Annotated in this window: 10 protein-coding genes; 8 read left to right on the top strand and 2 right to left on the bottom strand. The window is 71.9% G+C overall.

Annotated elements, in window-relative coordinates; translation table 11 throughout:
- Positions 1-1,074: a uroporphyrinogen decarboxylase gene (gene hemE / locus ABH941_RS15530; RefSeq protein WP_370129745.1), complete on the bottom strand. Its 1,074-nt coding sequence runs from the start codon at positions 1,072-1,074 to the stop codon at positions 1-3.
- Positions 1,075-1,163: 89 nt separating this feature from the next.
- Here hemE and ABH941_RS15535 point away from each other — a divergent pair, with 89 nt between their 5' ends.
- The 8 genes from ABH941_RS15535 to ABH941_RS15570 all read left to right on the top strand — a co-directional run bounded on the left by ABH941_RS15535 (position 1,164) and on the right by ABH941_RS15570 (position 10,983).
- A complete protein-coding gene (locus ABH941_RS15535) occupies positions 1,164-1,835 on the top strand; it encodes a DUF3000 domain-containing protein (protein WP_370129746.1) in 672 nt (223 codons plus the stop codon).
- A gap of 251 nt (positions 1,836-2,086) precedes the next feature.
- Positions 2,087-2,812: a LuxR C-terminal-related transcriptional regulator gene (locus ABH941_RS15540; protein ID WP_370129747.1), complete on the top strand. Its 726-nt coding sequence runs from the start codon at positions 2,087-2,089 to the stop codon at positions 2,810-2,812.
- Positions 2,813-2,998: 186 nt separating this feature from the next.
- Positions 2,999-4,333 (top strand): HRDC domain-containing protein, encoded by a 1,335-nt coding sequence (locus ABH941_RS15545; protein WP_370129750.1) that lies wholly within the window; start codon positions 2,999-3,001, stop codon positions 4,331-4,333.
- A 179-nt stretch (positions 4,334-4,512) separates the two neighbouring features.
- A complete protein-coding gene (locus ABH941_RS15550; protein WP_370129752.1) occupies positions 4,513-5,733 on the top strand; it encodes an acetyl-CoA C-acyltransferase in 1,221 nt (406 codons plus the stop codon).
- Entirely contained in the window at positions 5,733-7,862 is a 2,130-nt protein-coding gene (locus ABH941_RS15555; RefSeq protein ID WP_370129753.1) for a 3-hydroxyacyl-CoA dehydrogenase NAD-binding domain-containing protein, read from the top strand. The genes ABH941_RS15550 and ABH941_RS15555 overlap by 1 nt, the downstream gene beginning before the upstream one ends.
- 159 nt (positions 7,863-8,021) lie before the next feature.
- A complete protein-coding gene (locus ABH941_RS15560; protein WP_370129754.1) occupies positions 8,022-9,575 on the top strand; it encodes a phenylacetate--CoA ligase family protein in 1,554 nt (517 codons plus the stop codon).
- Between the two features lie 5 nt (positions 9,576-9,580).
- Positions 9,581-10,051 (top strand): DUF4188 domain-containing protein, encoded by a 471-nt coding sequence (locus ABH941_RS15565; protein WP_370129756.1) that lies wholly within the window; start codon positions 9,581-9,583, stop codon positions 10,049-10,051.
- Positions 10,048-10,983 (top strand): hypothetical protein, encoded by a 936-nt coding sequence (locus tag ABH941_RS15570; protein WP_370129758.1) that lies wholly within the window; start codon positions 10,048-10,050, stop codon positions 10,981-10,983. Before ABH941_RS15565 ends, ABH941_RS15570 begins: the two co-directional genes overlap by 4 nt.
- On the opposite strand, the gene ABH941_RS15575 is transcribed toward ABH941_RS15570, so the two are convergent.
- Complete coding sequence (locus ABH941_RS15575) at positions 10,949-12,268, bottom strand: alpha-amylase family protein (protein ID WP_370129759.1); 1,320 nt, start codon at positions 12,266-12,268, stop codon at positions 10,949-10,951. The two genes, ABH941_RS15570 and ABH941_RS15575, sit on opposite strands and share 35 nt — an antisense overlap.
- Positions 12,269-12,323: the final 55 nt, after the last annotated feature.

Here is a 12,323-nt window from a genome sequence, read left to right on the forward strand (position 1 = left end):
TCAGCTCCGGGCGGTGGCCTCGTGGACGTGGGCGACCAGGCGGGTCAGGGTGTCGGGGTCGGTGCTGGGCAGCACCCCGTGGCCGAGGTTGAAGACGTGCCCACGTCCGCTCGCCTCGGCCGCCGCCAGCACCTCCTCGGTCTTGGCACGGATCGCCCGCTCCGGGGCGAACAGCAGCGTCGGGTCGAGGTTGCCCTGCAGCGCCTTGCCCGGGGCGACCCGGCGGGCGGCCTCGTCCAGCGGGACCCGCCAGTCGACGCCGACGACGTCCGCACCCGCGTCGCCGATCAGTCCGAGCAGCTCACCGGTGCCCACGCCGAAGTGGATCCGGGGCACCCCGTACCCGGCGACCGCGTCGAACACCTTGGCGCTGGCCGGCATCACCGAGCGGCGGTAGTCGTCGGGGGCCAGCGCGCCGACCCAGGAGTCGAACAGCTGCACCGCCGAGGCTCCGGCCTCGATCTGCACCTTGAGGAAGGCGGCGGTGATGTCGGCGAGCCGGTCCAGCAGCTCATGCCACAGCTCCGGGTCGCCGTACATCAGCGCCTTGGTGTTCTCGTGGTTCTTGGACGGGCCGCCCTCGACCAGGTAGCTGGCCAGCGTGTAGGGGGCGCCGGCGAAGCCGATCAGCGGGGTGCCGCCCAGTTCGGCGGTGAGCAGGCCGATGGCCTCGGTGACATAGGTCACGTCCCCGGGCTCCAGCGGCCGCAGCTGCTGCAGGTCGGCGCGGCTGCGGATCGGGTTGGCGACGACCGGGCCGATGCCGGGCTTGATCTCCAGATCCACGCCGATGGCCTTGAGCGGCACCATGATGTCGCTGTAGTAGATCGCGGCGTCCACGTTGTGGCGGCGCACCGGCTGCAGGGTGATCTCCTTGACCAGCTCCGGCATCATGCAGGAGTCCAGCATGGCGATGCCCTCGCGGATCTTCAGGTACTCGGGCAGCGACCGCCCGGCCTGGCGCATGAACCACACCGGGGTGTGCGGCACCTCCTCGCCCCGGCAGGCCCGAAGGAACGCCGACTCCTGCACCGCACCGGACTTGGCCACCGTCTCACTCCCGCTGTCGCTCACGCGACAAATCCTCGCACGCGCGGAACGCTGCTCACGCCCGCCCGTGGTGCCTCCCGCACGCGAAGGTGCCCGCGTCTTACTCTTCCGGCATGGCAGCGGTCAGCGGGCACCCAGCGAGTGAGGACGGAACCCCCGGCGTACCGCCGGTCTTCCGCGAGGCCGTGGAGGCGCTGCGCGGAACGCGGCTGCGCCCCGAGGTGGTCATCGGCGACACCCCGGCACCGCGCAAACTGGCCTCCTTCGCATACGCCCTGACCGCCACGGTGGAGGTGGACGGGGAGGAACTGGCGGACGGGCGGCTGGTGCTGCTGCACGAGCCGGGCGGCCACGAGGCCTGGAACGGCGAGTTCCGGCTGGTCTCGATGGGCCGCGCCGAGCTGGAGCCGGAGATGGGCTCGGACCCGCTGCTGGGCGAGGTCGGCTGGTCCTGGCTGATGGACGCGCTGGCCCAGCAGGGCGCCCGCTGGACCGAGCCCAGCGGCACGGTCACGCGCTGCTCCTCGCAGTACTTCGGCGGCCTCGCCGAGCGCGAGGGCTCCACCGAGATCGAGATCCGCGCCTCCTGGACCCCACTGCCGCACGACCTCCCCGGCGGCGGCTTCGCCGAGCACCTGCGGGCCTGGTGCGAGCTGCTCTGCCAGTGCGCCGGACTGCCCCCGGCCCTGCCCCCGGCCCTGCCCACGGCCTCGGCCGGACCCGCCGCGTCCGGGTCCGGCGCGGCCGGCGTGGTCCCGATGCCGATGCGCCGTCGCCCGCTCTGACCCGAGAAGGCAGACCGAAGAAATTCGGGCAGGCGTTCGGCGTGTCGACCGCTTTTGATCACTTTAGGGTGACTTACGCTCGGTCGAGTTGGTCAAAATGCACGAAGTGCCCGATTTGACGCTCACTCAATCGTGATCATTCGCTAAAGCCGGGCAACCATCATGCCGAAGCAGTCAGTGACCCTTTCCACCCGAGGACCCCACCCCATCTGCAACTGACCGGGTCTTCGAGCCATCCCTCAGGAGGCCTGGTGTCTGTTCTTCTCGAGCACCCCGCAAACCTGGTCGCCTATCGTCCGACCAAGCCCACCGCCATGGTGGTCGTCGCGGACCCCCGGGTCCGCAGCACGGTCACCCGGCACCTCTGGGCCCTGGGCGTTCGCGACGTGATCGAGGCTTCCTCACTCGCCGAGGCCCGCCCCCGGGTCGGCACCCCGCGCGACATCTGCATCGCCGACGTCCACCTCCCCGACGGATCGGGGCTGGCGATCCTCGCCGAGACCCGCGCCGCGGGCTGGCCCAACGGCCTGGCCCTGTCCGCGGCCGACGACATCGGCGCGGTCCGCAGCGCGCTGGCCGGCGGGGTGAAGGGCTACGTGGTCACCGGTACCCGGGTCAACACCGGCCTGCCGCAGCGTCCGGGGATGGCCGGCGCCCCCGGCCTGGGCGGCCGACCTGGCCTGTCGGGCCACCTGCGCCGTCCGGGAATGCCCGCCGGCGCACCGGGCAGCGCGCCCGGAACCGCCCAGGGCGCCCCCGGCACTCCCCCGCCGCCCGCCTACCGCGAGCTGTCCGGGCGCGAGGTGGAGGTGCTCCGCCTGGTCGCCGAGGGGCAGTCCAACAAGGCCATCGGCGTCGCCATGGGCCTGTCCGCACTCACCGTGAAGAGCCACCTCGCCCGGATCGCGCGCAAGCTCGGCACCGGCGACCGCGCCGGGATGGTGGCGGTCGCCCTGCGCACTGGGATCATCCACTAGTACGACCAGCGCCTCACCGTATGAGGGAACGTTCCTCCGCTCCCCTGCGGTGAGGCGCCGCCCTTGTGCGGACGGCACACCAGGGGCCCTCGGCGAGCGCGGGGCCAGGCCGCCACGACCGTGCGACCCCTGTGCGACCCTGTGCACGCAGGCGGACGGGCAGGCGCACGGGCGTAGGCTTGGCGCGTGACCGACGCCCGCGAAGCCACCACCGACAGCACCGACGACGCCACAGGCAGCCAGGCTGCCGGCGACGGGGCCGACGCCCCGGAGGCCGGCGGTCCGATTCCGCTGCTGGAGCCGCGTGAGGGCATCCCCCCGGTGGTCGCCGACGCCACGGCTCTCGCCGAGGTCGTCGCCCGCTTCGCAGCCGGGACCGGCCCGGTCGCCATCGACGCCGAACGGGCCTCAGGATACCGCTACGGCCAGCGCGCCTACCTGGTGCAACTGCGCCGCCAGGGCGCCGGCAGCACCCTGATCGACCCGGTCGGCTGCCCCGACCTCTCCTCGCTGGGCGCGGCCCTGGCCGACACCGAGTGGGTGCTGCACGCCGCCACCCAGGACCTGCCCTGCCTGGCCGAGCTGGGCATGCGGCCGACCTCGCTGTTCGACACCGAGCTGGCCGGACGCATCGCCGGCTTCCCCCGGGTCGGCCTGGGACCGATGGTCGAGAGCGTGCTGGGCTTCACCCTGGAGAAGGGGCACTCGGCCGTCGACTGGTCCACCCGGCCGCTGCCCGAGCCGTGGCTGCGCTACGCGGCGCTGGACGTCGAGGTCCTGGTGGACCTGCGGGACGCGCTGGAGGCGGAGCTGGACGCCCAGGGAAAGCTGGACTGGGCCAAGGAGGAGTTCGCCGCGATCGCCGCCGCCGGACCCCCCGCACCCAGAGTGGACCCCTGGCGCCGGACCTCCGGCGTGCACAAGGTGCGCCGCCGCCGGCAGCTGGCCGCGGTCAAGGAGCTGTGGCAGACCCGCGACCGGGTCGCCCGGGACCGCGACATCTCGCCGGGACGGATCCTCTCCGACGCCGCCATCGTCGCCGCCGCGCTGGCCATGCCGGCCAACATCCACGCACTCCAGGCGCTGCCCGGTTTCGGCCCGCGGGTGCACCGCCGGGCGCTGGAGCAGTGGTTCTCGGCCGTCGAGTCGGCCCGGGCCGTCCCCGAGGCGCAGCTGCCGCCCCCGTCGGCCCCGCACGAGGGCCCGCCGCCGCCGCGTTCCTGGGCCGAGAAGGACCCGCTGGCCGCCGCCCGGCTCGCGGGCGCGCGCAGCGCGGTGGGAACGCTCGCCGAGTCGCTGAACCTCCCGCAGGAGAACCTGGTCTCGCCGGACCTGGTGCGCCGGGTCTCCTGGGCCCCGCCCGCACCCGCCACCGCCGAGGCGGTCGCCGCGGCGCTGCGCGGCCACGGTGCGCGCGGCTGGCAGTCCGAGCTGGTCGCGCCGGTGCTCGCCAAGGCGTTCGCGCAGGCCCGCACCCCTGCCCCGGGCGTCGCGACTGCTCCCTTCAACGGCCAGGGCTGACCTGCCGCAGGGCGCCCGGAGGACTGCTCCGGGTTCGGTATGGGAAACGAAGTTACTAGCAGGTAGCATCTCTTCCAGGGACGTCGTCGACCCAGTGCGGCCGACGTCTGCCCGGACCGGTCCAGCAGGGCCGCTACGACATTTGGGCCCCCACATGGGGACTTGGGAGGAGAGCCACCGTGCCTCGTACCGCGAGGGACGTCGTCTTCGTCGACGGCGTCCGCACCCCGTTCGGCAAGGCCGGACCGAAGGGCATCTACGCGGAGACCCGCGCCGACGATCTGGTGATCAAGGCCATCCGCGAGCTGCTGCGCCGCAACCCGAGCCTGGACCCGGCCCGCGTGGACGAGGTGGCCATCGCCGCCACCACGCAGATCGGCGACCAGGGCCTCACCCTGGGCCGCAGCGCGGCGCTGCTGGCCGGCCTGCCGAAGACGGTGCCCGGCTACTCCATCGACCGGATGTGCGCCGGTGCGATGACCGCCGCCACCTCGGTCGCCGGCGGCATCGCCTTCGGCGCCTATGACATCGCCATCGCCGGCGGCGTCGAGCACATGGGGCGCCACCCCATGGGCGAGGGCGTGGACCCCAACCCCCGCTTCATGTCCGAGAAGATCGTCGACGAGTCGGCGCTGTTCATGGGCATGACCGCGGAGAACCTGCACGACCGGTTCCCGCACCTGACCAAGGAGCGCTGCGACGCCTACGCCGTCCGCAGCCAGGAGAAGGCCGCCAAGGCGTACGCCAACGGCGTCATCCAGCCCGACCTGGTGCCGGTCGCGGTGCGCCGTACCAACGAGGCGGCCGGAGAGACCGGCTGGGGCCTGGCCACGGTCGACGAGCCGATGCGCCCGGGCACCACCATGGAGATGCTGGCCGGTCTGAAGACCCCGTTCCGTCCGCACGGCCGGATCACCGCGGGCAACGCGGCCGGACTCAACGACGGCGCCACCGCCTCGCTGATCGCCGCCGAGGACGTGGCCCGCGAGCTGGGCCTGCCGGTCAAGATGCGCATGGTCTCCTACGCCTTCGTCGGCGTGGAGCCCGAGGTCATGGGCATCGGCCCGGTCCCGGCGACCGAGAAGGCGCTGCGCCAGGCCGGTCTGACCATCGCCGACATCGGCGCGTTCGAGATCAACGAGGCCTTCGCCATCCAGGTCCTCTCCATGCTGGACCACTTCGGCCTCGCCGACGACGACGAGCGGGTGAACCCGTACGGCGGCGCGATCGCCTACGGCCACCCGCTGGCCTCCTCCGGCGTCCGGCTGATGACCCAGCTGGCGCGGCGCTTCGAGGAGCGCCCCGACGTCCGCTACGGCCTGACCTCCATGTGCATCGGCATGGGCATGGGCGGAACGGTCATCTGGGAGAACCCCAACCACGTCGAGGGTGGCAAGTGATGAGCGACACCACTGAGCTGCTGAAGCGCGCTCACGAGCTGTTCCCGGACGAGGTCGTCACCAGCGCCCACGTGCGTCACCTGGACCTGCCGCTCGGGGCCGGCCGCTTCGCGCTGGTCACGCTGGACAACGGCTTCGACCACACCAAGCCGACCACCTTCGGCCCCGGCTCGCTGGCAAAGCTGAGCGAGGCGCTGGACCAGGTCGAGCGTGAGGCCGCGGCCGGCGAGATCGCCGCCGTCGGCATCACCGGCAAGCCGTTCATCTTCGCGGTCGGCGCCGACCTCAAGGGCGTCGAGGTGCTCAAGGAGCACAGCGACGCGCTGGCCATCGGCAAGGGCGGCCACGACGTCTTCAAGCGGATCGCCGCACTGCCCGTCCCGACCTTCACCTTCTACAACGGTGCGGCGATGGGCGGCGGCGTCGAGATCGGCCTGCACTGCGACTACCGCACGATCAGCGCAGGCGTCCCGGGGTTCTCGCTGCCGGAGTGCTTCCTCGGCCTGGTCCCCGGCTGGGGCGGCTGCACCATCCTGCCCAACCTGATCGGCCCGGCGAAGGCGATCTCGGTCATCATCGAGAACTCGCTCTCGCAGAACCGCCAGCTCAAGGGCAAGCAGGTGTTCGACCTGGGCATCGCCGACGCGGTGTTCGCCCCGGCCGACTTCCTGGAGCAGTCGCTGCTCTGGGCCGCCACCGTGCTCAAGGGCGAGACCGTCGTCGAGCGCCCGGAGATCGACCGCGGCGAGGCCTGGGACGCGGCGGTCGCGCACGGCCGCGCCATCGCCGACTCCAAGGTGCACGGCGCAGCCCCGGCCCCGTACCGGGCACTGGACATCATCGCCGCCGCCAAGGATGGCGACCTCCAGGCCGGCTTCGACGCCGAGGACGCGGCGCTGGCCGACCTGATCATGGGCGGAGAGCTGCGCAGCGGCATCTACGCCTTCAACCTGGTGCAGAAGCGCGGCAAGCGCCCCTTCGGCGCGCCGGACAAGTCGCTGGCCCGTCCGGTCACCAAGGTCGGCGTCGTCGGCGCGGGACTGATGGCCTCGCAGCTGGCGCTGCTGTTCGCCCGTCAGCTCAAGGTGCCGGTGGTGCTCACCGACATCGACCAGGAGCGGGTCGACAAGGGCGTGGGCTACGTCCACAGCGAGATCGACAAGCTGCAGGCCAAGGGCCGGCTCAACCAGGACGGCGCCAACCGGCTCAAGGGCCTGGTCACCGGCTCGCTGGACAAGGCCGCCGCGTTCGGCGACGCGGACTTCGTGATCGAGGCCGTGTTCGAGGAGCTGGGCGTCAAGCAGCAGGTGTTCGCGGACGTCGAGGCCGTGGTCTCGCCGACCTGCATCCTGGCGACCAACACCTCCTCGTTGTCGGTCACCGAGATGGCCGCCAAGCTGGAGCACCCCGAGCGGGTCGTCGGCTTCCACTTCTTCAACCCGGTCGCGGTGCTGCCGCTGCTGGAGATCGTCCGGGGCGAGAGCACCGACGACGCCTCGCTGGCCACGGCGTTCGGCGTGGCCAAGAAGCTGAAGAAGACCGGCGTGCTGGTCAAGGACGCCCCGGCGTTCGTGGTCAACCGCATCCTCACCCGCTTCATGGGCGAGATCCAGACGGTCATCGACGAGGGCACCCCGATCGACACGATCGAGAAGGGCGTGGAGCCGCTGGGGCTCCCCATGTCGCCGATCGTGCTGATCGAGCTGGTCGGCCCGGCCATCGCGCTGCACGTGTCGGAGACGCTGCACGGGGCGTTCCCGGAGCGGTTCAACGTCTCCGAGAACCTGCGCCGGGTCGTCGCGGCCGGCAAGCGCGGGTTCTACACCTGGGCCTCCGGGCAGCAGGAGATCGACCCCGAGGTGGCAGCGCTGCTGCAGGTCGGCGACGTGGTGCTGACGCCGGAGCAGGTTCTCGACCGGGCCCTCACCGCGGTGGCGCAGGAGATCGCGCTGATGCTGGACGAGGGTGTCGTGGCCGAGGCACAGGACATCGACCTGTGCCTGATCACCGGCGCGGGCTGGCCCTTCCACCTGGGCGGGATCACTCCCTACCTGGACCGCAGCGGGGTCTCCCAGCGGGTGAACGGCAAGCCGTTCCTGGCACCCGGGATTGCCAGCGTGCCTGCTTAAGACCCACAGGGGGCGCGGGGAACTGCGCGACCAGCCCTCTACGGAGGTGCATGGTTGGCAGCGCAGTTCCCCGCGCCCCCTGGTGAGTGGTGCACTACTCAGCGCAAGTTAGGTATCCGTACGGTTCCTTCCGCGCTGATGCGCCGTCAGTCTTGGTTCATGGGGACCTTTCTGCGCCAATGGATGCTTCGCATCCTGAGCTTCGGGTTGACCGGGATGTACCGGGTCTACCGCTCGCACCCTGCGATCTGGCGGGCGATAGCGCGCAACTACCGGCCGTGGATGGGCGACTTCGCCCGCCTGCACGCCTGGATGACTTGCCAGTTCGCCGCGTTGGACGTCCCTGCCTACCGGGAGCACCTGGAGCGCGGGGGCTGGCGGTTCCGCTGGTTCTCGCTGGCCTCGTACCCGCCCACCGACAAGGTGGGCTACGTCAAGGCGTACCCGGAGGACGCCCGCTGCTGGAAGGGCCGGGTCGAGGTCGCGGGCAGCGTGGTGGACGAGTCCTCGGGGTCGTCCGGGACCCCGTACAACTGGGTGCGCAGCCGGCGCGAGCTGAACACCGTGCACCGCAATGTCGCCGGGTACACCTCGCTGGTGTTCCCCTCCCGGCGGCTGTTCGTGATCAACGCCTACTCGATGGGCGCCTGGGCCACCGGCACCAACACCGGCATCGCGGTGGCGAGGATCGCCACCGTCAAGAACACCGGCCCCGACCTCGACAAGATCGTCGACACCCTGCGCCACTTCGGACCGCGCTACGACTACCTGGTCACCGCCTATCCCCCGTTCCTGAAGCACCTCCGGGACCGCTTGGCCGGGGAAACGTGGTTCAAGGGGTATCGCATGGCGGCCATGGTCGGCGGCGAGGGGATGACCGAGGCCCTGCGCGACTACGTCGGCGATGTGTTCGCCAAGGTCCGCTCCGGGTACGGAGCCTCGGACCTGACGATCGGCATGGGCGGCGAGACCACCTTCAGCGTCTGGCTGCGCCGCCGGATCCGCGAGGACGCCGCGTTCCGTACGGCCTTCCTCGGCCCGGACGAGCAGCGGCTGCCCATGGTGTTCCAGTACAACCCGCTGGAGACCTATCTGGAGACCACCGGCGAGGGACGCACCGGGGAGATCCTCTGCACCATCAACTCCACCGCCGTGATGGCCCCCAAGCTGCGCTACAACATCGGCGACGAGGGCACCCTGCTCAGCTTCCCCGAGGCCTGGGAGCGGATCACCGCACTCGCCGCCGACCGCCCCGAACTGCTGGAGCAGGCCACCCGCACCCATCTGCGCGAGCGGATGCAGCTGCCGCTGCTGTTCCTCTACGGGCGGGCCGACTCCACCGTCTCCTACATGGGCGCCAACATCTACCCCCAGGACGTCGAGTACGGGCTCTACCAGGACAATCCGCTGGCCGACGCCATCGAGGGGTTCGCGCTCGGGCTGGAGGAGGGCGCCGATCTGGAGTCCCGTCCCGTCGTGCATGTGCAGCTGCGGCCGGGCGCCGTGGAGACCGATCCGGAGCGGGAACAGCTTGCCAAGGCATGCCGGGCCGGGGTGCTCCGTCATCTCGCCTCCTGCAGCCGGGACTTCGCCCAGTCGATGGCCGAGGACGCCTCGGCGGCGGAGATCGCGGTACGGATCCACCCGCACGGCACCGGGCCCTTCGTCGGCGGCACCCGCATCAAGAACACCTATCTGGTCAAGGAGAGTTGAGCCGGATGCGCAGTGACGACTTCTCGCTCGCGCCGCCGCCGGCCCAGGCCGGTGCGATGTTCGTGGGGGCGACCCAGTACTCCGGGCTGTGGTCGATCCTGGCCCTCGGGCCGGGCTGGCTGCGGATGGTCCGCGAGATGAAGCGGATGAAGGGCTACGTCTGGCACAAGGTGTACTGGCGCGCGCCCTTCACCCTGGGCACCATCGCCTTCTTCAGCGACCGCGACGAACTGCTGAAGTTCGCCCGAGGCACCGCTCATGCCCGGCTGATGTGCTGGCTCACCGACGAGGGCGCCAAGCGGGCGACCGCCGGGTGGATCAGGATCTACACCGCCGACGCGCATGGCTACACCAACGGCGTCTGGCGCGCGGAGGACGGTGCGCTCAACCATGTCGACACCTTCGCCCCGCTCAGCACCGAGACCGAACGCGGCCTCCCCGCCCGCCCGGTGAGGCACCTGGGCAAGCCGTCATGACCTGGACCGAGGACCTCCGCGCCCTGGCGCCCCTCGCCGCCCGCGCGCCGAGCCCGCACAACGCCCAGCCCTGGAGCGTCAGTTACGGCGAGTCCGCGCTCACCATCGGCTGGGACCCGGCCCGCTCGCTGCCGGTCGGCGACCCCACCCGACGGGACCTCCACCTCTGCCTCGGCGGCTATGTCGAGACCTGGCTGATCGCCGCCGCCGACGCGGGCCTGGACGTCCGAGCGGAGATCCAGGTCGACGAGGTCGGCCGTACCGTCGCCCGGCTGGTCCCCGCGGACTCCCGCTATGCCACCGACTTCACCGCCGACGACATCGCCGCGCGCGGCTGTGCCCGGGGCGGGCACCGGGCCGGGCGGCTCGACCCGGAGGAGATCGCCCGCGCCAGGCTCCAGCTGACCACCGCCGGGTTGGCCGAACTGCCCGGGCACGAGCTGGCCGGCCTCGCGGTCCGGGCCGACCGCTGGCTCTGGTCCGCCCCCAGGGTCGCCGCCGAGCTGCGCTCGTGGCTGCGGCTGACGCCAGGTCACCCCCGTTACCACCAGGACGGTCTGACCTACGAGGCACTGGCAATGTCGCGGCCCGAGGCGCTCGCGCTGCGGGCGGTCCTGGCCGCGCACGCGAGCCGGCCGCTGGCGCCGGTGCTGGCGGCCACCCAGTCCGGCCTGCTCCGCGGCGAGGGCAGCGTGCTGGTCCTCAGCGGCAGCCACGAGACCGCCGAAGACATCATCCGCGCTGGGCGTGAGCTGCTGCGGGTCTGGTACGCGCTGGCGGCCCAGGGCATCTCGGTGCACCCGCTCAGCCAACTGATCGACTGCCCGGAGACCGAGCGGGAACTGCGCCGCAGCGTCGGCGCCCGGCCGCTCGCGGTCCTCCGGGCCGGGCGCCCGGTCAGCGCGCCGCCGCGGTCGGCCCGGCTGCCGTAGCCACCAGCCAGCCGGCCGTGGGGAGTTCGGCCTCGCCGTGGTTCACGGCACCGGGGCCGGCGGCATGCTGCCACCCTCCCTCGGGCAGCGGCAGCCGGACCGGCTCCTCCCCCAGGCTGAGCGCCACGGCGAGGCTCTGCCGCCCCTCGCTCAGCGTGTACACCAGGGTGGTGTTGGTCAGCAGCCGGACCGTGCTGCGGGCCCGGGTCAGCCAGGGGTGGCGCCGGCGCAGGCCGATCAGCTGCTGGTGCAGCCGGTGGTGCACGGCGCCGTACGGGGCCAGGCCGCTCGGCAGCGCGGGGAAGGCCGGGCGGACGGCGTCGTCCCCGCCGACCCGCTCCTCCTTGACCCCGCGGAACGCCTGCTCGTCGCCCGAGTAGACGGACGGATGCCCGCCGAGGGTGAGCAGCACGGCGAGGGCCGGGGCCAGGTGCCGCTCGTCGTCCAGTCTGCTGGCGATCCGGGTCACATCGTGGTTGCCGAGGAAGGTCATCGGGACGAAGGTGTCCAGCAGCGTGTTGTGCCGGTCCAGCGCCCAGGCCAGCTCGTAGAGGTTGCGGTCGTTGCAGGAGCTCCACAGCGCCTTCCAGAGCTCGTACTGGGTGACCGAGTCCAGGCCGCCCTTGTCCACGAAGGCCGGGTAGTCCCCGTGGATCACCTCGCCGACGAACCAGGCGTCCGGGAAACGGGCCCGGACCCGGTCGGTGACGGTGCGCCAGAAGGCCTGCGGGACGGCGTAGGCGGCGTCCAGTCGCCATCCGGCGACGCCCAGCCCCAGCCAGTGGCACATCACCTCCACCACATGGTCGGCCACGGCGGGTTCCTCGTGGTTGAGGGCCACCAGCTGGTGATGCCCCTCGAAGGTGCGGTAGTCGCCGGTGGCGGAGTCGACGGTGAACCAGGTGGCGTACCGGGAGTCCCGGCCGCGGGCGTCCACGTCGGCGAAGGCCGGGAAGCCCCGGCCGACGTGGTTGAACACACCGTCGAGGACGATCCGCACCCCGCGTTCGGCGGCCTGGTCGACGAGGCGGCGCAGATCGTCCTCAGTGCCCAGCCGGGAGTCGATCCGCAGATGGTCGACGGTGTCGTAGCCGTGCGTCTCCGAGGCGAAGACCGGGCCCAGCGCCAGGCCGTTGCAGCCGAGCCCGACCAGGTAGTCCAGCCAGTCGGCGATCCGGGACAGCCGGTGCACCGGCGGCGCGTCGGGCGGCTGCGCCTGCGGTTCGGCCCCGGTGAAGCCCAGCGGATAGACCTGCCACCAGATGGCGTGCTCTGACCAGCGCATCGCGGATTCCCCTCGGAGTGACGATGGGTCACGGTTGGGTCGCATGGGTGGAGCC

The sequence above is a fragment of the Streptacidiphilus sp. EB103A genome (assembly GCF_041261405.1).
In the GTDB taxonomy this organism is placed as follows: domain Bacteria; phylum Actinomycetota; class Actinomycetes; order Streptomycetales; family Streptomycetaceae; genus Streptacidiphilus.